General features: G+C 45.4%; 20 protein-coding genes and 1 pseudogene. 17 read left to right on the top strand and 4 right to left on the bottom strand.

Going from position 1 to position 19,705, the window contains the following annotated elements; translation table 11 throughout:
- Window positions 1-10: 10 nt before the first annotated feature.
- From secY to BST85_RS08440, 15 genes are all read left to right on the top strand, one after another.
- Window positions 11-1,354, top strand: coding sequence for a preprotein translocase subunit SecY (gene secY, locus BST85_RS08510; protein WP_104812853.1), 1,344 nt, complete (start codon window positions 11-13; stop codon window positions 1,352-1,354).
- A gap of 2 nt (window positions 1,355-1,356) precedes the next feature.
- On the top strand, window positions 1,357-1,572 hold the full coding sequence (gene infA / locus BST85_RS08505) for a translation initiation factor IF-1 (RefSeq protein ID WP_104812852.1): 216 nt from the start codon (window positions 1,357-1,359) through the stop codon (window positions 1,570-1,572).
- A gap of 32 nt (window positions 1,573-1,604) precedes the next feature.
- Window positions 1,605-1,721 (top strand): type B 50S ribosomal protein L36, encoded by a 117-nt coding sequence (gene ykgO / locus BST85_RS08500; RefSeq protein WP_010519235.1) that lies wholly within the window; start codon window positions 1,605-1,607, stop codon window positions 1,719-1,721.
- A 3-nt stretch (window positions 1,722-1,724) separates the two neighbouring features.
- Complete coding sequence (gene rpsM / locus BST85_RS08495) at window positions 1,725-2,099, top strand: 30S ribosomal protein S13 (protein WP_104812851.1); 375 nt, start codon at window positions 1,725-1,727, stop codon at window positions 2,097-2,099.
- Window positions 2,100-2,110: 11 nt separating this feature from the next.
- Complete coding sequence (rpsK, locus tag BST85_RS08490; RefSeq protein ID WP_104812850.1) at window positions 2,111-2,503, top strand: 30S ribosomal protein S11; 393 nt, start codon at window positions 2,111-2,113, stop codon at window positions 2,501-2,503.
- 78 nt (window positions 2,504-2,581) lie between these two features.
- Complete coding sequence (gene rpsD / locus BST85_RS08485; RefSeq protein ID WP_104812849.1) at window positions 2,582-3,187, top strand: 30S ribosomal protein S4; 606 nt, start codon at window positions 2,582-2,584, stop codon at window positions 3,185-3,187.
- 23 nt (window positions 3,188-3,210) lie between these two features.
- A complete protein-coding gene (locus BST85_RS08480) occupies window positions 3,211-4,203 on the top strand; it encodes a DNA-directed RNA polymerase subunit alpha (RefSeq protein ID WP_104812848.1) in 993 nt (330 codons plus the stop codon).
- 42 nt (window positions 4,204-4,245) lie between these two features.
- On the top strand, window positions 4,246-4,725 hold the full coding sequence (gene rplQ / locus BST85_RS08475) for a 50S ribosomal protein L17 (RefSeq protein ID WP_104812847.1): 480 nt from the start codon (window positions 4,246-4,248) through the stop codon (window positions 4,723-4,725).
- Window positions 4,726-4,829: 104 nt separating this feature from the next.
- Window positions 4,830-5,543 carry a hypothetical protein gene (locus BST85_RS08470; RefSeq protein ID WP_104812846.1) on the top strand — a complete coding sequence of 238 codons (714 nt, stop codon included), beginning with the start codon at window positions 4,830-4,832 and terminating at the stop codon, window positions 5,541-5,543.
- 63 nt (window positions 5,544-5,606) lie between these two features.
- Complete coding sequence (locus BST85_RS08465) at window positions 5,607-6,362, top strand: hypothetical protein (RefSeq protein ID WP_104812845.1); 756 nt, start codon at window positions 5,607-5,609, stop codon at window positions 6,360-6,362.
- A gap of 46 nt (window positions 6,363-6,408) precedes the next feature.
- Window positions 6,409-7,125 carry a hypothetical protein gene (locus BST85_RS08460; protein ID WP_146090688.1) on the top strand — a complete coding sequence of 239 codons (717 nt, stop codon included), beginning with the start codon at window positions 6,409-6,411 and terminating at the stop codon, window positions 7,123-7,125.
- Window positions 7,126-7,220: 95 nt separating this feature from the next.
- Window positions 7,221-8,342, top strand: a complete 1,122-nt coding sequence (gene carA / locus BST85_RS08455) for a glutamine-hydrolyzing carbamoyl-phosphate synthase small subunit (RefSeq protein WP_104812843.1) — start codon at window positions 7,221-7,223, stop codon at window positions 8,340-8,342.
- Between the two features lie 123 nt (window positions 8,343-8,465).
- Window positions 8,466-9,752, top strand: coding sequence for a phosphopyruvate hydratase (gene eno, locus BST85_RS08450; RefSeq protein WP_104813963.1), 1,287 nt, complete (start codon window positions 8,466-8,468; stop codon window positions 9,750-9,752).
- Window positions 9,753-9,910: 158 nt separating this feature from the next.
- Entirely contained in the window at window positions 9,911-11,197 is a 1,287-nt protein-coding gene (locus tag BST85_RS08445; protein ID WP_104812842.1) for a citrate synthase, read from the top strand.
- Window positions 11,198-11,244: 47 nt separating this feature from the next.
- Window positions 11,245-12,162, top strand: coding sequence for a dimethylarginine dimethylaminohydrolase family protein (locus BST85_RS08440; protein WP_104812841.1), 918 nt, complete (start codon window positions 11,245-11,247; stop codon window positions 12,160-12,162).
- 1 nt (window position 12,163) lies between these two features.
- Here BST85_RS08440 and BST85_RS08435 read toward each other — a convergent pair whose 3' ends face one another.
- Window positions 12,164-12,724, bottom strand: a complete 561-nt coding sequence (locus tag BST85_RS08435) for a sugar O-acetyltransferase (RefSeq protein ID WP_104812840.1) — start codon at window positions 12,722-12,724, stop codon at window positions 12,164-12,166.
- A gap of 72 nt (window positions 12,725-12,796) precedes the next feature.
- Here BST85_RS08435 and ctlX point away from each other — a divergent pair.
- Window positions 12,797-13,731: pseudogene (ctlX, locus tag BST85_RS08430) on the top strand (citrulline utilization hydrolase CtlX).
- A gap of 345 nt (window positions 13,732-14,076) precedes the next feature.
- Here ctlX and BST85_RS08425 read toward each other — a convergent pair.
- Window positions 14,077-15,501, bottom strand: coding sequence for an SDR family oxidoreductase (locus BST85_RS08425; protein ID WP_104812839.1), 1,425 nt, complete (start codon window positions 15,499-15,501; stop codon window positions 14,077-14,079).
- A 264-nt stretch (window positions 15,502-15,765) separates the two neighbouring features.
- Window positions 15,766-16,197 carry a hypothetical protein gene (locus tag BST85_RS08420; protein WP_104813962.1) on the bottom strand — a complete coding sequence of 144 codons (432 nt, stop codon included), beginning with the start codon at window positions 16,195-16,197 and terminating at the stop codon, window positions 15,766-15,768.
- 109 nt (window positions 16,198-16,306) lie between these two features.
- Here BST85_RS08420 and argS point away from each other — a divergent pair, with 109 nt between their 5' ends.
- A complete protein-coding gene (gene argS / locus BST85_RS08415) occupies window positions 16,307-18,082 on the top strand; it encodes an arginine--tRNA ligase (RefSeq protein ID WP_104812838.1) in 1,776 nt (591 codons plus the stop codon).
- A gap of 90 nt (window positions 18,083-18,172) precedes the next feature.
- On the opposite strand, the gene BST85_RS08410 is transcribed toward argS, so the two are convergent.
- A complete protein-coding gene (locus BST85_RS08410) occupies window positions 18,173-19,684 on the bottom strand; it encodes a M28 family peptidase (protein WP_104812837.1) in 1,512 nt (503 codons plus the stop codon).
- Between the last annotated feature and the right edge of the window lie 21 nt (window positions 19,685-19,705).

Here is a 19,705-nt window from a genome sequence, read left to right as displayed (position 1 = left end):
TAGCGCGCGCATGAAGTTTATAGAAACTATCAAGAACGTATACAAGATCGAAGAGCTGAGAAACCGTATCATGGTAACCTTGGGTCTTCTCTTGGTTTATCGTTTCGGTGCGCAGGTGGTCCTGCCTGGGATTGATGCTTCTAAACTGGCTGAATTTGCCGGTAAGTTCGATGCCGGAGGGATTGGTGGATTATTGAATGCTTTTACCGGTGGTGCATTTGCAAACGCATCGGTCTTTGCCTTGGGTATTATGCCTTACATCTCGGCATCGATCGTTGTACAGCTGATGCAGATCGCCGTACCATACCTGCAGAAATTGCAGAAAGAAGGAGAGAGCGGAAGGAAGAAGATCAATCAGATCACCAGATGGTTGACCATCGGTATCTGTTTGGTTCAGGCACCGAGTTACCTGGCTGGATTACCAGCCTTGGGTGTCCCAACTGAAGCTTTCATCCTGGGACAGACCCCGATGTTCTACATTTCGTCTGTGATCATCCTTGTAACCGGCTGTATCTTCGCGATGTGGTTGGGTGAGAAGATTACTGACAAAGGAATCGGGAATGGTATCTCCATCCTTATTATGGTGGGGATCATCGCTACCTTGCCTCAGTCCTTCGCTCAGGAATTTGCTTCCCGAGTACTGCAATCTAACGGTGGATTGATCATGATCCTGATCGAATTGGTGATCTGGTTTGTGATCATACTTGCCTCTATCATGTTGGTGATGGCGGTGAGGAAGATCCCCGTGCAATATGCCAGGCGAACTGCAAGTGGTGGATATGAAAAGAACATCTTTGGTGCTCGTCAGTTCATCCCACTCAAGCTAAATGCTTCTGGGGTTATGCCGATCATCTTCGCCCAGGCGATCATGTTCGTTCCATCTGCCGTAGCGAGTCTGTCTGACAGTAGCTGGGCGCAATCGGTACAAGCTAATTTCAGTGACATTTTCGGGCTGTGGTACAATATCGTATTCGCAGTACTGATCCTGATATTTACATATTTCTACACCGCGATCACGGTTCCGACCAACAAAATGGCCGACGACCTGAAACGCAGTGGAGGATTTATACCAGGCATCAAACCCGGAACCGATACAGCAGAGTTCCTGGATCGGGTCATGTCACAGATCACACTACCAGGATCGATCTTCCTGGCGCTGATCGCCGTATTCCCGGCCTTCGTCGTTAAGTTGATCGGTATGCAGCAAGGTTGGGCCCTGTTCTACGGAGGTACTTCCCTGTTGATCATGGTGGGTGTGGCCATCGATACTATGCAACAAATCAACGCCTACTTGTTGAATCGTCACTATGACGGTCTGATGAAGTCAGGTAAAAACCGAAAGGCAGTAGCTTAATTATGGCAAAGCAACCCGCAATCGAACAAGATGGATCCATCGTAGAGGCCCTGTCCAATGCGATGTTCCGAGTAGAGTTGGAGAATGGTCACGTGGTGACCGCACATATCTCCGGAAAGATGCGAATGCACTATATCAAGCTATTACCTGGAGACAAGGTAAAATTGGAAATGAGTCCTTACGATCTGACTAAGGCTCGAATAACATATAGATACTAAGCGGCACGATCCGCGATCAAACAAAAGGAACAATGAAAGTAAGAGCTTCCATTAAGAAACGTAGCGCCGACTGCAAGATCGTACGCAGAAAAGGTCGCTTGTATGTAATTAACAAAAAGAACCCAAGGTTCAAACAAAGACAAGGATAAGTTATGGCAAGAATCGCAGGTGTAGATATCCCGAATCACAAAAGGGGTGTAATCGCGTTAACTTACATCTTCGGGGTCGGTAAAAGCCGTGCCCAGCAGGTGTTAGACAAAGCCGGAGTTAGCGAGGACAAAAAGGTCAGCGAATGGAACGATGAGGAGATCGGGAAAATTCGTGAGGCTGTAGGGTCCTTCAAGATCGAAGGTGAATTACGTAGTGAGGTCCAGTTGAACATCAAGCGTTTGATGGACATCGGGTGTTACCGAGGAATTCGTCACCGTGTGGGATTACCACTACGAGGACAGAGAACCAAGAACAACTCTCGTACACGTAAAGGAAAACGTAAAACAGTTGCTAACAAGAAGAAAGCAACTAAATAATACCTAGAGATATGGCAAAGTCTAGCTCAAAAACTACGAAGAAAAGAAAGGTGCAGGTGGAGTCTGTAGGTGAAGCTCACATTACAGCCTCTTTCAATAACATCATCATTTCTTTTACCAATAAGAACGGAGACGTGATCTCATGGTCTTCTGCCGGTAAAATGGGATTCCGCGGATCCAAGAAGAACACACCTTATGCTGCTCAATTAGCAGCTGAGGATGCTCTTGGTGTGGCCCAGGCAGCAGGTCTGCGCAAGGTAAAGGCATACGTTAAAGGTCCAGGTAATGGACGGGAATCGGCTATCAGAACCATTCACAACAATGGAATAGAGGTAACCGAGATCATTGACGTAACTCCAATGCCGCACAACGGATGTCGTCCTCCGAAACGAAGAAGAGTATAATCAATTAAGTATAAACCGAAGGGAGAGCGGTGCCAGAGGATGACCTTAATCAGGCACTACCCTTCAAATTCAAAGTAAATGGCAAGATATACTGGTCCAAAAACTAAGATCGCCCGTAAGTTTGGCGAAGCGATTTTCGGAGACGATAAGTCCTTCGAAAAGAGAAATTACCCTCCTGGACAGCACGGGAATAACCGTCGTCGAGGGAAGAAATCAGAATACGCTATCCAATTGGCTGAAAAGCAAAAAGCCAAGTATACCTATGGTATCCTGGAGCGTCAATTCCGTAACCTATTTAAAAAGGCAACTGCCGCTCCTGGAATTACAGGTGAGGTTTTGCTTCAATTGTGTGAGTCCCGTCTGGATAACGTAGTTTACCGCATGGGGATCGCGCCGTCACGAAGTGCTGCACGTCAGTTGGTTTCTCACCGTCACATTACGGTGAATGGCAACAAAGTGAACATTCCATCCTATCAGCTGAAAGCTGGAGATGTAGTTGGAGTTCGAGAGAAGTCCAAGTCTATGGAAGTGATCGAGAATTCACTGGCCAACGCCAGTCATGTTTACGAGTGGATCAGCTGGAATCCTGAGAACAAACAAGGAACTTTCGTTTCTGTTCCTCAGCGTCTGCAGATCCCGGAGAACATCAACGAGCAGTACATCGTCGAATTATATTCTAAGTAATCTTAACACACAGGAGTCACACTATGGCAGTATTTAGTTTTCAAAAGCCTGATAAAGTTATCATGATCAGCTCGACCGATTTCGAGGGGAAATTCGAGTTTCGTCCCTTGGAACCTGGTTACGGTCTGACCATAGGTAACGCATTAAGACGTGTTTTACTTTCCTCTTTAGAGGGATTTGCGATCACTTCGGTTCGTATCGAAGGAGTCGACCATGAGTTTTCAACGATCGCTGGTGTGGTGGAAGATGTGACTGAGATCGTTCTTAACCTGAAGCAGGTTCGGTTCAAGCGTCAGATCGACGAGATCGACAACGAGACCGTGACCATCTCTGTTTCTGGAGCTGATCAATTGACCGCCGGAGATTTCCAAAAGTACATTTCTGGATTCCAGGTATTGAACCCGGAACTGGTAATCTGTAATATGGATTCTAAGGTGAATCTGAATATGGAGATCACTATCGAAAGAGGACGTGGATATGTTCCCGCAGAGGAGAACAAGAAAGCCAACGCACCTCTTGGTACCATCTTCACGGATTCGATCTACACTCCGATCAAGAATGTGAAGTACAGCATCGAGAACTATCGTGTGGAGCAGAAGACCGATTATGAAAAGTTGGTTTTTGAGATCATCACCGATGGTTCTATTCATCCTAAGAAAGCCCTGACAGAAGGTGCTAAGACCCTTATTCATCACTTTATGCTGTTCAGTGACGAGCGCATTACCCTGGAATCTGATGAGATTGCTCAGACAGAGACCTACGATGAGGAGTCCTTGCACATGCGACAGTTGCTGAAGACCAAATTGATCGATCTGGATCTGTCCGTTCGAGCGCTTAACTGTCTGAAAGCGGCCGAAGTAGATACCCTGGGAGACCTGGTTTCTTACAACAAGAACGATCTGATGAAGTTCAGAAACTTTGGTAAGAAGTCATTGACCGAGCTGGAAGAGCTGGTCAATGTAAAAGGGCTGAGCTTCGGGATGGACCTGTCTAAGTATAAATTGGATAAAGATTAGGTTGTTTTCCGATGTGGATGAACTACCTGAAAGTATAAGAAAATGAGACACGGAAAGAAATTTAATCACCTGGGGAGAAAAACCGCGCATCGTAAATCGATGTTGGCCAATATGGCTTGCTCCCTGATAGAACACAAAAGAATCAATACGACCCTGGCTAAGGCCAAGGCGCTGAAACAGTTCGTTGAGCCGTTGGTGACCAAGTCCAAAGAGGACACTACTCACAACCGTCGAGTTGTTTACAGCCGTCTGCGCCAAAAGGATGCTGTTACGGAACTGTTCCGCGACGTTGCTGTCAAGGTAGGAGATCGTCCAGGAGGATATACCCGCATTATCAAGTTGGGTAATCGTCTTGGAGATAATGCCGAAATGGCCATGATCGAATTGGTAGATTATAACGAGCTTTACAATGCTGGAAAACCAGCTAAGAAGAAATCGACCCGAAGAAGCCGAAGAGGTGGTAAGAGTGGTGCTGCTGTTGCGGCAGCCCCTGTAGCTACTGCGGTTAAAGAGGAAGAATAAGATTGGACGTTAGATCTTAAAACAAAACGTAAAGGGTAAGATTCGACAGAGTCTTACCCTTTTTTTACCCTTAGTATTTTTATTTGAACCGAAAACAAAATTCTATGAAATCATTAATTGCCGGACTATTATTAATTACCGGACTTACTGTTGCTCAAAATGCCAATGTTGATGCGAACCAAACCGGAGATACTTTCCGTATGCAGCGTCTAGCGACCAGTACTCAAGGTACAGGATCGACCCTAACAGGAGGATTTTCCTTCTATAATCCGAAATTTGATCGCGAGGGATCAGTATACCTGTTTGACGGATGGGACAATGCCGCGCGCATCTACGCCAAGAATGATGGCGGTGTTTTCAATTCGGAGAATATTAATTTTAATATTCAGCGCTCGATGTTCGAAAGAAAGAAGGGAGACTCTATCTCTTCTTACAACTTTGCCAGCATCGAGAAAATTCAGGTTGGAGGTAAGACCTTTAAAAGCTACTACTACGAACCGTTAAAGCGCCAGCGTGTATTCGAAGTAATTTATCAAGGAGACGATTTTACTATCCTGAAAGGATATTCCATCGACATCCTGGAAGCCAGCCCGAATCCTATGTTGGCTCGAACAAGGGATAAGATAATTCAGCGTCACGAATACTATATGGATACCGAAGAGTCCATTCGGGAGTTCAAATTCAATAAAAGTAATATCGTAAAGGCATTGGGTCCCGTAAAAGGCGAGATCGCTAAAGAATATGCCAAGAAATACGATAAGTCCTTCGGAAACGAAGAGGACCTCAAAATGATACTCAACTACGTACAGCACCAGTAGTAGATGTATTACAGTGAGCTTCATTTTGTGTGGAATTGTTCATCAATTTAAAACAATCATATTATGAAGCTCATTGCATTTTCTTTAGGTTTATTAGTCACCATTCAATCTTTCGGTCAACTTCAGGATGTCAACCCATCTGCAGGTAACCTAGGCGGTATTCCTGCCTTTGATGATGCCGATGGTTTGAGAAATCCGGAATCCCTGATCACCAATATCGACGTTCAGAAGATCAGGGGATGGGCCAGTTTAACCGATTTTGACGATATCATCCTTTCTCGGGCAGATGCCGAAGGTTCTGTCTATCTGTTCGATCAATGGGAAAATAGAGGTGTTATCGAAGTAGATGATAAGCGGTACATCTTTACGAATATGAATTACAATGTTCGCTCCGGTAATTTTATGTCCAAGATCTCGCAGGACTCTGTAGTGATCTTTGATATCAGCACCTACGATCGGTTAGTGATAAACGATAAGCCGTTTAAAAGTATCTACAATCCATCCAAAAGAGGGAATGAAGTATATGAGGTGATCTTTGAAGGGCCTGATTTTTCACTACTCAAAGGATATAGCATCCATGTAGTGGAAGCCAATCCAAATCCTATGGTCAACAGGTCTCGTACCAAGATCACCAAAAAGGAATTCTATTACGTGAAGGATGGAAATTCCATCAAGGATTTTAAATTTAAAAAGAAGGCCATCCTGGCTCTTGCCAGAGAGGAATCAGGGGAGTTGGAGGAATATGCCAAGACCAATGATCTTTCTTTCAAAAAGGAGGATGATGTCAGAAGGATGTTGACCAACCTTATGAATAATTAGTATATTATCGCTTATGTGGAGCGAGTATCAGATGCGGGGAAAGCTTATGAAGAGGAAAATAACATTATTGGTCGGTTTGTTATTAAGCCTGTCTATGGGCTTGGCTCAGGACGATAACCCTATCGATGCCAATAATGCCATTGTGATTCAGAACTTATCAGCGATAGGAGCCGGAGGTCAGAACTTGGGAGGTACCTCTATGGTGATCAGTCCGGCCAGAAACATTTCTGGTTCTGTCCATTTGTTCGAATCCTGGACCAACACAGGTGTGTTAGAGGTAACCACCGGAGAAAGCACCCGATTTTTAATTCGAAACATCAACTTTAATCTGTATCGTAAGGTCTTTGAGTCTAAGGTCAGTGAGGACACCATTTTTACATTCGATAATAAGAGCCTGGAGCGGGCTTATATTAACGGAAGGGAATTCAAAGAATATTACTTCCCCGTAGAGCGCGGCTCTACCTATTTTGAAGTGATCTATGAGAATTCCGATTTTTCCTTGCTCAAATATCATTATTTGACTTTTACAGAGGGATCTGATAACCCCATGGTCAACAGGCCGAGTAAGTACGAGCAACAGTCGACCTATTATCTCAGAAAGAAGAACTCCTTCAAGGTATTTAGAATGCGGAAGAAGGATGTGGTCACCTTGGTAGGCGATAAGGAGGGTCAACTGATGGAATTTGTTGATAAATACGATTTGTCATTTAAAAGAGAACTGGATGTCAAACGAATGTTGGATGCCGTTCTCGGAACAGAATAAAGGAGTGATTTTCACTCCTTTTTTTGTGCATAAGTTTTGTTTAGGATATTAACATAAAGACCGTAAGGTCGTATCTTTGAAAAATTCTTTTAGCTATGAAATATCAAACCAGAAAACCAGCCCTGATCTTATTAGCGGACGGGACCATTTTTCACGGTAAAGCAGTAGGCGGAAAGGAAGGCACTGCTTTCGGAGAAGTTTGTTTCAACACCGGAATGACCGGTTATCAGGAGATCTTTACTGATCCTTCCTACTACGGTCAACTCATGGTGACTACCAACGCGCACATTGGGAACTATGGGACCTTCGAAGAGGAGAACGAGTCCAATGGCGTTAAGATCGCAGGATTGATCTGTCGCAACTTCAGCTATCACCAGTCCAGACCACTGGCCGATGATTCCCTGGAGGGATTCCTGGATAAGAACAAATTACTAGCCATCAGCGATGTGGACACACGAGCATTGGTCAGCTATATTCGGGACAATGGTGCAATGAATGCAGTTATTTCTACTCGGGTGGATGAAGTTGACCAGTTGAAAAAAGAACTAGCCGAAGTTCCTGATATGAAGGGCTTGGAGTTGGCATCTAAAGTCTCTACCAAAGAGCCTTATTTCTTTGGTGACGAGAATGCAACATATAAGATATCTGCCCTGGACATTGGGATCAAAAAGAACATTCTGCGAAACCTGGCCTCCAGAGACTGTTACATCAAAGTTTTTCCATATGATGCGAGCTTTGAGCAGATGTCGGATTTCCAGCCAGATGGATACTTCTTTTCCAACGGACCTGGAGACCCGGAACCGCTTACCCAGTCCATCGAAACGGCCAAAAAGGTTATCGATTCCGGCAAACCGGCATTCGGAATCTGTTTAGGCCATCAGGTATTGGCGCAGGCAATGGGAATTTCGACCTATAAGATGCACCACGGACACCGAGGGATCAACCACCCGGTGAAGAACCTGGAAACAGGTAAGGGAGAGATCACCTCTCAAAATCATGGATTCGCTATAAATCGGGAGGAGACCGAAGCTCATGAGCAGGTTAGTATCACTCACGTTCATTTGAACGATCATACCGTAGCCGGAATTCGGATCGCCGGTAAGCCTGTGTTTTCGGTTCAGTATCACCCTGAAGCCAGTCCCGGACCCCACGACGCACGCTACCTGTTTGACGAGTTCCTAACCAATGTGAAAAGTCACAGCCTAGTTGGCGCCTAAGTAGCTAGAAGGCGAAATCGTTATAGTGTTAAATAAGCGTATTTTCTAATTCACTAGATAGAAATGGCCCCAGAAATGGGGCCCTTTTTTGTATCTTCAACCCTACAAAAAAACACCATTACTATGAGCATTATCATCGACATTGTAGCCCGTCAGATCTTCGACTCCAGAGGAAATCCAACAGTGGAAGTAGACGTGATCACCGAGAATGGAATCCTGGGTCGCGCAGCTGTACCTTCAGGTGCTTCTACCGGAGAACACGAAGCCGTGGAGCTTAGAGATGGAGGAAGCGATTATATGGGTAAAGGAGTGCTAACGGCCGTGGAAAATGTAAACGGTAAGATAGCCGGAACCTTACTTGGGATCTCTGTGTTTGACCAGGAAATGATCGATAAGATCATGCTCGAATTAGATGGAACACCTAATAAGTCCAGTTTGGGTGCCAATGCGATCCTCGGAGTCTCTTTGGCAGCAGCCAAGGCGGCTGCTAACGAACTGGCCATGCCTCTTTACAGATATGTAGGAGGAGTTAGCGCCAAGACCTTGCCTGTTCCTATGATGAACATTATTAATGGTGGTTCTCACAGTGATGCACCGATCGCCTTCCAGGAGTTCATGGTCATGCCGGTCAATGCCGAAAGCTTTACTGAAGCTCTGAAGATGGGAAGTGAGATCTTCCACAATCTCAAAAAAGTATTACACGACCGGGGTCTGAGCACTGCCGTAGGAGACGAAGGAGGATTTGCACCAACCCTGGGTGGGACAGAAGACGCCCTGGAAACCATCGCTCTCGCTACTGAGAAAGCTGGATATAAGCTCGGTGAGCAGGTTATGATTGCCTTGGATTGTGCTTCGGCAGAGTTCTACAAGGATGGAGTGTATGATTACACCATTTTTGAGGGTGACAAAGGAGAGAAGCGCGACTCCCGTCAACAAGCCGAATATTTGGCTGAATTGGCAGGAAAATATCCAATCATATCCATAGAAGATGGAATGGACGAGAACGACTGGGAAGGTTGGAAACATTTGACCGACCTGGTGGGAGACAAGGTTCAACTGGTGGGTGATGATCTGTTTGTGACCAATGTAGAGCGATTGGGAAGAGGAATAGAGCAGGGCATTGCCAATTCTATTTTGATTAAGGTGAACCAGATCGGAACCCTTACAGAGACTATTGCAGCGGTGAATATGGCGCATAATGCGGGTTATACTTGTGTGATGTCTCACCGTAGTGGAGAAACCGAAGACAATACCATCGCCGATCTGGCCGTTGCGCTGAACACGGGTCAGATCAAAACCGGATCTGCCTCAAGAAGCGATAGGATGGCCAAATACAATCAACTGATCCGGATCGAGGAGCAATTGGATGAGATCGCCTATTATCCAGGAAGAAGTGCTTTTAAAGTCTAGGTATATCGAACAAATTATCAACCCCGCTAAGGCGGGGTTTTTTTATACCCTGAATTAAGGTTTTTTTAACCCACTTCGTTTGCGGAAATGTTAAAAAAATAGGGCAATAATTCGTAATTTAGCAATTCGAAAATCACCCCCCTAAAATCATCATTTCAATGAGTAACACAGCCAAACTGGAAATAAATGGAAATCAGTATGAATTGCCTTTGGTCGTAGGTACTGAAAATGAAGTAGCTATCGACATTAAAACCTTGCGAGGTGTTACCAAAGGTGTTACAACCATTGATCCGGGCTATAAGAACACCGGCTCCTGTGAAAGTGCAATTACCTTTCTCAATGGAGAAGAAGGGATCTTGCGTTACAGGGGGTATTCTATCGAGGAGTTGGCAGAAAAGGCCGACTTCTTGGAAGTAGCTTATTTGTTGATCTTTGGAGAGTTGCCCAATACGGATCAGCTGGAGAAATTCCATGCTGATATCAAAAAGAACTCTCATGTTGATGAGGATGTCAAGAAGATCGTAGATGGATTTCCGAAGTCTGCTCATCCCATGGGTGTGCTGTCCTCACTAACATCAGCACTTATAGCCTTTAACCCATCTTCTGTCAATGTTGATAGCGAGGAGGAGATGTACAATGCCATAGTGCGCATACTAGGTAAGTTTCCTGTGCTCACGGCCTGGGCGCACAGAAAGCGAGCCGGACTGCCTTTGGAGTACGGTGACGACTCACTTGGTTATGTAGAGAACTTCCTGAAGATGATGTTCAAAAGTCCGAGCGGGGAGTATGTTTCTAATCCGGTGATTACTGAGGCCATGGATAAGTTGCTTATTCTGCACGCCGATCACGAGCAAAACTGTTCTACCTCCACGGTTAGGATAGTCGGATCTTCGCACGCCGGGCTGTTTGCATCTATCTCGGCTGGAATTAGTGCACTGTGGGGTCCGCTTCACGGAGGTGCCAATCAGGCCGTGATCGAAATGCTCGAAGGAATAAAGGAAGATGGTGGAGATACCAAGAAGTATATGGCGAAGGCCAAAGATAAAAGTGATCCGTTCAGACTAATGGGCTTTGGTCACCGCGTTTATAAGAATTTTGATCCTCGGGCACGAATTATTAAAAAGGCCGCCGATGAGGTATTGAACGACCTGGGAGTGGATGATCCGGTATTGGACATTGCCAAAGGTCTGGAAAAAGAGGCCCTGGAAGATCAGTACTTCGTAGATCGCAAACTTTACCCTAACGTAGATTTCTATTCGGGTATCATTTACAGATCATTGGGAATCCCAGTGGAAATGTTTACTGCCATGTTTGCCCTTGGCCGTTTGCCTGGCTGGATCGCTCAATGGCGCGAAATGAGACTTCGGAAGGAGCCCATCGGGCGACCAAGACAGATCTATATCGGAGAAACTCATCGCCCATTTAAGGATATCGAATACCGTTAAGCCATCACACATATTGCATCTCTTTTCCGGAGGTGCTTTTTTATTCTATGGAGTTACATATTACGGACGAAATTTCCCCGCTTAAAGCGGTTGTCCTTGGGATAGCCACAAGCAATGGTCCCATACCACAACCAGAGGATGCTTACGATCCTAAATCCCTACAACACATACTTGCCGGAACCTATCCCGAAGAAGCCGACATGGTCTCCCAGATGGAGGAGGTAGCTGATGTCTTGAAGCGCTATGGGGTGCAGGTTTATCGACCTGAAGTATTGGAAGATTATAACCAGATATTTGCCAGGGATATCTCCTTTGTCATTGATGATAAGATCATTATTGCCAATATTCTGCCCGATCGTAAGCGAGAGGTGGAAGCCACCGAATACGTTTGGATAACGGTGGACAAGTCCAAACGGATCATTCTTCCGGACGAATGTCATGTGGAAGGCGGTGATGTGATGCCATGGGGGGATTACCTTCTCGTGGGAACATATCGTGGAGACGACTATCCTGATTACATTACTGCCAGGACCAATATGGCAGCGGTTGAGGCCCTGCAGGAGTTATTTCCTGAGAGAAAAGTGGTTTCGTTCAATCTCAAAAAGTCGAATACGGATCCATTGAACTCAGCTCTTCACCTGGATTGTTGTTTTCAACCCTTGGGAAGAGGTAAGGCAATTATTCACAGAGATGCCTTCCTTGAGGAAGAAGAGTATCAGTGGCTTATAGACCATTTTGGTGAGAAGAACTGTTTTCACATCACCAAGGAAGAGATGGCGGCTATGTTCAGCAATGTGTTTTCCATATCACCTGATGTGGTGATCTCCGAACGCAATTTTACCCGTCTAAATGACTGGTTAAGATCTCATGGGTTTACCGTAGAAGAAGTGAATTACAATGAGATCGCAAAACAGGGAGGGCTACTGCGATGCAGCACCATGCCACTGATTCGGGAAGCCAACTGATCTAATCGTTCTCAATTTCTCGTATTACCCTAGCGGGATTGCCAGCTGCGAAGCAGTTGTCCGGTATATTTTTTGTAACAACAGAACCGGCTCCTATCACGACACCATTACCTATATTCACACCCGGACAAATGGTGGCATTACCGCCTATCCAGACATCGTTACCTATAGTGATGGGCTTGGCAAACTCCCTTCCCGAACTCCTCGCTTTGGCCTTTAGTGGATGGGTAGCAGTATATATCTGAACCTGAGGACCCAGCATTACTCTATCGCCCATTTTCACTTGCATGACATCCAGTATACAACAGTTGAAATTCATGAACACTTGATTTCCCATGATTATGTTGCTGCCGTAATCACAATAGAACGGAGGTTCTACCCATAGATCGGATCCAGTATGCGGAATTAATTTTCCTAAGACTTCGTTGCGCTTGGTTTTATTGTTTTCGTCAATCTTATTAAATTCCTGAAAAAGTAATCGGGCTTGGTACCGTTCTTCAGCTAATTGCGGATCGAGTGGATCATACATCTCCCCAGCTAACATTTTTTCCTTTTCTGTCATTGGATAATTGTCTTTTCGGTCTAATCGGATTTTAAATTACGCTATTTTTGCTTACCCATGACCAAGCGATAAATGAGACAGATTACCGATACCTTAATGATGATCCGACCAGCTAGTTTTCGCACAAACGAGCTAACTGCGGTCAATAATTTCTTCCAACAGCAAACGGCCATAGATCCAGAACGACTCAATGATCGGGCACGTCAAGAATTCGATTCCTTTGTCAAAAAACTAAGGGATGCGGGTGTTAAAGTGATCGTTGTAGACGATGAAGCGAAATTGGACACTCCAGACTCCGTATTTCCCAATAACTGGATCAGTTTTCACGACAACGGCACCGTTGCCCTTTATCCCATGTTTGCAGAGAATAGAAGACGTGAACGCAGGGAAGAGGTTCTTGTAAAAGTTGAAGAAGAAGGAATGCTCATCCAACAGGTTGTGGATTACTCCTCCGCTGAAGATGAAGGACTATTTCTGGAGGGTACTGGCAGCTTACTATTAGATCGTGTCAATAGGAAGGCTTATTGTGCGCTTTCGGCCAGAGCAGATGAAGAATTGGTGATTGAATTCTGCGAAGATTTTGAATTTACCCCAGTCATTTTTACGGCGAATCAGTCCGTCGACGGCCAACGATTACCCATATATCACACCAATGTGATGATGTGCCTTGGGGAAGAATTCTGTGTGATCTGTCTGTCTGCCATAGACGATAAATCCGAGAGGAAAGCGGTGACCAATTCTCTGAAAGAGGACGGTAAGATCATTATTGATATTAGCGAGGAACAAATGAATCATTTTGCGGGTAATATGCTTCAGGTTCAAGGGCCGATCAGAAATATACCGTTATGAGCCAGGCTGCCTATGATAGCCTGGATCAAGAACAGATCGATACATTACGTAAATTTGGTGGGATCATCAGCAGTGATCTGACCATCATAGAAACCTGCGGAGGTGGTAGTGCCAGGTGTATGATGGCGGAAGTGTTTTTGCCGAAGCGTGAAGATTGAAGAATGAGGCGTAGACAAATAGGATATTTTGACTACTGACTACTGACTACTGACTACTGACTACTGACTACTGACTACTGACTACTGACTCGTGCCCTTGAGCGATCGGGTTACTTGAATTCCGATAGGACCTTTCATGAATAAGCTTTAGACTACCGAAAAGGATTAGGAGTCTATTGATGAAATCAATACTTTGTTCCCGTGAGGGGTTTAGGGGCCCCAAGGTAGAAATCGTGAATCGTGAATCGTGAATCGTGAATCGATTTACTTAGCAAGCAGTGAGCAGGAATTCTTTTGGTTCGACTACCGACTACCGACTACCGACTACCGACTACCGACTACCGACTACCGACTATCGGCTAATTTCCTGATCATCCCATCAAAAATAAAATAGTGGAAGGGCAGCATGGCATACCAATACAATCGACCCCACAAGCCTTTGGGTCGAAAAGTAGCAGTTTGATGAAGGATATTTTGGTCATCGATCTCAAACTCTAACCAAGCTTCTCCTGGAACTTTCATTTCTGCCAGAAGCAGTAATCTGCGTTTGTCGCGATCGGCAAGAATTACTCTCCAGAAATCCAAGGCATCACCTTCATAGATCTTATCGGGATGAGTTCGGCCACGCCTGAGTCCTACACCACCTACCACTTTGTCCAGTGTTCCTCTTATTCTCCATAGCCAATTGGCATAATACCAGCCGTTCTTTCCGCCGATGGCCCAGATCTTATCGAGCGTTACTTCAGTATCTTCTAGAATAATCTGTTGTTTGTCTTTGAGGCAGCCGTATTCCGGCACCTTGATATAGTCCCTGACCTCCTGGTCCATGATCCCACTGACCATGGAGTCCTTCCAACTGGAAACCACCTGATTTTGCCGGATACGTTTAAAGGCCATTTCCAGGGCATCGCGATAGGAGATAGGCTCTATGTCAAGCATATCCTGCAGGCGGGTGTCTTTAGTTATAACCTCGACCCGCATGCTGTCTACTAGGTTCAGCGCTAACTTATAGGAGGTGGAAGTCACAAAATACAACCAGTAAGAAGACAATTTAGGTGATAAGAAAGGGACGTCAATGATAAATAATCTCAACTTTCTGAAACGGGCATACTCTTGCATCATTGAGCGATAGCTGAGAATGTCGGGGCCACCAATGTCAAAAGTTTGATTGAAACAATCCTTTCGGTCTATGACCCCAATCAGGTATTGCATTACATTGCGAATGGCAATAGGTTGACAACGCGTTTTGACCCACTTGGGGGTAATCATTATCGGTAGTTTTTCACAAAGGTCACGAATGATCTCAAAGGAGGCACTGCCCGAGCCCACTATGATCGCTGCCCTCAGGACGGTTAGTGCAGCCTCTCCGGACCCCAAAGTCTCCTCCACATTGCGCCTGGACCATAAGTGAGGTGAAAGATTTTCTTCATTGGCGATACCGCCCAAGTAAATTACCTGCCGGCAGTTGGTTTCTGCAAGGTATTCGTTGAAAACATTTGCCGATCGTTCTTCCTTGTCCGTAAAATCTGTAGAGGAAGTCATCGAATGGATCAGGTAAAAAGCGATGTCGATATCCTTTGGCAAGAGATCGGGAACAACATCCTTTAGAAAATCGATCTCAACAATTTGGACCTGCCTTCTGATATCCTCTGTAATCGATAGTCTATCCCGATTTCTTACGGCACATACTACTTCATGACCAGCTCTGAGGAGCAAGGGTAGCAAGCGCATGCCAATATAACCATTGGCGCCGGTCAATAATATCTTCATTTTCACAGCTTTGACTAAAGATAATCAATGCTCGTCACAAAGCCACATCATGAGCGCTATCTTCGCCTTTTTTGGCTGAGTTGTACACCTAAGATCAACAGAACTCCAAGACCTGCCATTGGCAGGGATTGCCCTTCAAATTGGTCAAAAGGCCTTATCCAATTCGATATGGCAAGAACAATCAATCCAACTCCACCCAGGGCCAATAAATATCGAAGAACGCGCATAGGATGGTCTACTAAAACTGAGTATTTAAAAAGTTGATCATAAGTCCTCAATTCTATCCCCCATGGCCTCAGTTTTAAGTTGGGTCAGTTTCTGCATGAATCTATGTATGGACTTATCGCGATTCCGCAATTCAATACGCACAAAATAATTGTCGCGATGAATGGTGTAAACATTCGCATCGGTCTTGTATACTGTCAATTTGTGAAAGGGAATGACCAGGGCATAGGATTCCAAAAGTGAACGAAAACCTACAAGGATTCCTCCAGGTCTTAACTCGATATTCGCATAATTCCGGTTGTTGTCCAGAATGAGGAGATTGTGGATCTGAATACTGGCTTCAGAAATGACCAATCGAGGAGAACCTATTCCCTTTAGCCGGAGCCGCTCCGCCAGGGTATAAGGCTTTCCGATCTCCGAATCTATTTGCTTTCGAACAGCAGGGTTATTATAGGATACGTTAAACAGCATCAACACAAAGATAACCCACAATCCATGCATAAAAAAACTATCTTTGCGGCCTAGAATATCAACGGATTTTTAAGGCGAATTTTGTTCAAAATCCATAAATCAAAATACATTGCTTCAAGAACTGATCTCCGAAAATGTTAAGCGCGCCATACTGGAAAGCTATCAGGTAGAACTTCCTTCGGTCGAATTCCAGGCCACTCGCAAGGAGTTTGAAGGAGATATCACCGTGGTTGTTTTTCCTATGCTCAGATCTATTAAGGGAAATCCGGCTGTAATTGGACAGACCATAGGTGAGTTCCTGGAAAAGAACTTGACGGAAGTGGTAGGCTTCAATGTGGTCAAAGGATTTTTGAACATCGTATTGAGCGATTCCTATATGTTAGAGCAGTTCTACCGGACTCCTGATTATTCGCGCTATGGGCTTGATAATATCACGGATCAAACCGTTATGGTGGAGTTCTCTTCTCCTAATACCAATAAGCCACTCCACCTGGGGCATATCAGGAACATACTGTTGGGGGATTCCGTCTCTCGAATCCTGGCAGCAGCCGGAAGAAAGGTGTACAAGACCCAGATCATCAACGACAGAGGGATCCACATCTGTAAGAGCATGTTAGCCTGGAAACGCCATGGCAACGGAATAACTCCAGAAAGTGCCGGAGTAAAAGGCGATAAATTGGTAGGGGATTTCTACGTGCAGTTCGATAAAGATTACAAAGCTGAGGTTTCCCAATTAATGAATGAAGGGAAGACAGAAGAAGAGGCCAAGGCTCAGGCACCATCACTCTTGGAGGCCCAGCAGATGCTCAGGCAATGGGAAGCAGGAGAGCCCGAAGTGGTCCAGCTTTGGAAGACCATGAACGGCTGGGTGTACGAGGGCTTCGAGCAAACCTATCAAAACCTGGGAGTTTCATTCGACAGTTATTACTACGAAAGCAATACCTACTTGCTAGGTAAGGACAATATAGAGGAAGGCCTGGCCAAAGGAGTTTTCTTTAAAAAAGAAGACGGTTCAGTTTGGTGTGATCTGACCGAAGATGGACTGGACGAGAAGCTGGTGCTGCGCAGTGACGGTACGGCGGTCTATATGACCCAAGACATCGGTACAGCGATCCAACGGGTGAAGGATAACCCGGATATCACCGGGATGATCTACACAGTAGGAAATGAACAGGATTACCACTTCAAGGTATTATTCCTGATACTGAAAAAATTGGGTTATACCTGGGCGGAGAATTTATATCATCTGAGCTACGGCATGGTCGATCTGCCTTCCGGAAAGATGAAGAGCCGGGAAGGAACGGTAGTGGACGCCGACGATCTGATGGCACAAATGGATCAAACCGCCGGAGACATTTCTTCTGAGCTCGGGAAGTTAGAAGGTTATTCTGAAGAGGAGAAGCAACAGCTCTACCACATCATTGGGCTGGGAGCTTTGAAGTACTATATTCTCAAGGTCGACCCGAAGAAAAGAATACTGTTCAACCCAGAGGAGAGCGTCGATTTCCAAGGCAATACAGGCCCTTTCATTCAGTATACCTATGCACGGATACAGTCCATTTTGCGTAAAGCCAATGAAGACGAATCAATTGGTTCGGGTCGCGTAGATGTGGATCTCGAAGACCGTGAGAAAGATGTACTGAAGCAGCTGATGTTATTTCCTGAAGTACTTCAAGCCGCTGCAGACGCTTATAGTCCTGCGCTTATTGCCAATTATACCTACGATCTGGTGAAATTTTACAACTCCTTTTTCCAGAATGTTCCCATCTTTGGTGCAGAAAGCCCGGAGAAGATCCAATTCCGTGTTCAACTATCAGAAGCAACTGGAGAGGTTATCCGGCTTGGATTTGACCTGCTTGGGATATCGGTTCCGGAGCGTATGTGATTAAAATTCAGTAAGTTTGGGCAATTATTGCCCCCGAAATAAAAGACCCGCCCTGTGCCAGGCGGGTCTTTCTATTTATGTGGAAACCATCTAATTCTTAACTCCGCTTACCTGATAAAGTTCCTTACCGGCCTCTTCATATTTATCTCCTGCAGTCCAGAATGGGGTCTGTGGGTCATTGGCGATCATTCTTCCGGCTAATACATAGGACTTGAAGAATTTCTCCAGGTAGTCATAATCCATGGAATCCGCATGGTCTCCGGGTTGGTGATAGTATTTGGTTACTTCACCATCAAAGGAACGGAAGCCTAAGGAAAAGGTAGGTGCCGGGATGCCGACAGCGGCAAAATTCACATTATCACTTCTGTCAAACAGCCCTTGCTCGGCAGCAGGATCGTCAATGGCGGTCAGGCCAAAGGCAGAAACAGCATCTTTGATATTCTGCTCTGCAGTAGTGCGGGGTAATCCGATGATGGTGGCCAGAGATGTATCATTGTATCCACCATTGTCAGAGTTGAAGCAGTAGACCATCTGATTGAGTGGTAGCACTGGGTTCTCCACATAGTACTTACTTCCCAATAGCCCTTTTTCTTCCCCAGTAAAGAGAATGAACAAAGCAGACCGCTTTGTTGGGTGTTTTGCCAGGTTTTCCGCCATGCTCAATACAGTAGTTGTACCTACGGCATTGTCCCTGGCACCGTTGTAGATAGCGTCTCCTGTTTCGTCCGGGGTTCCAATCCCCACGTGGTCGTAGTGAGCCGAATAGATAATGAACTCATTTTTTAATTCGGGATCAGTGCCCTCTACCCAGCCGATCACGTTTTGAGTTTTCACAGGAATCTTTTGGCTTCCGGAAACCAAGAGCTGAACAGGCTGCTCCGGATTCTTTTCCATGTTTACAGCCAGCTGACCAAACTCATCCTTTATCCAGAGATAGGTAAAATTCATCTCACCTTTTACGGTCTGTTCTTTCTTGATCTTCTCCGGGTCCTTCATTCCCAGCCGATCCGTATTGAAGTTGTGTTCGATATAGCCCCACATATTTTCTTCGGCTTGTAAGAATTCGATCATGGAAATAGCTCCCTTCTCCTTGGCAAGCGCCTCCTTTTGCTTTCTTAGTCTGAAGGCTTGTTGAGCTGTGCCACCATCTGGGCCTCCGGCCCGCATGAAAACAATCTTACCCTTGACATTCTTGCCTTTGTAATCATCTTCCAATCCATGACCTACAAAGACCGCCCCTCCAGTGTAGTTGATCTTGTTGCCGGCCAGGACGACTGTGTTCTTGACAGCTTTACCACCCAGTTTGAGCTCAATTCGCGTATGGGGAGTTGTCTTTTGCAGTATGACTTCCTGGTAGAAATTTCCAGATTCGGGATTGGGTTTAACCCCATAACTTCTTAGGGTATTCGCCAAATAAGCGGCTGCTATTTTATTTCCCTGGGTTCCGGTTTCCCTACCTTCCAGCAGATCATCGGCTAGAAAGTAGATATGCCCCTTTATCTTGTCTTGAGTGACGGTAGATTGAGCTAATTCCATATCGGTTTGCGTCCAACCGGCCACAGTGAACAGGGCCATGATCATGACCGTAATTAGTTGTTTCATTTCCAGAATTGATTTACGATT

It is taken from the genome of Aureitalea marina, assembly GCF_002943755.1.
In the GTDB taxonomy this organism is placed as follows: domain Bacteria; phylum Bacteroidota; class Bacteroidia; order Flavobacteriales; family Flavobacteriaceae; genus Aureitalea; species Aureitalea marina.
Note: the sequence above shows the minus strand (reverse complement) of the source record. Positions and strands in the feature narration are given on the sequence as shown.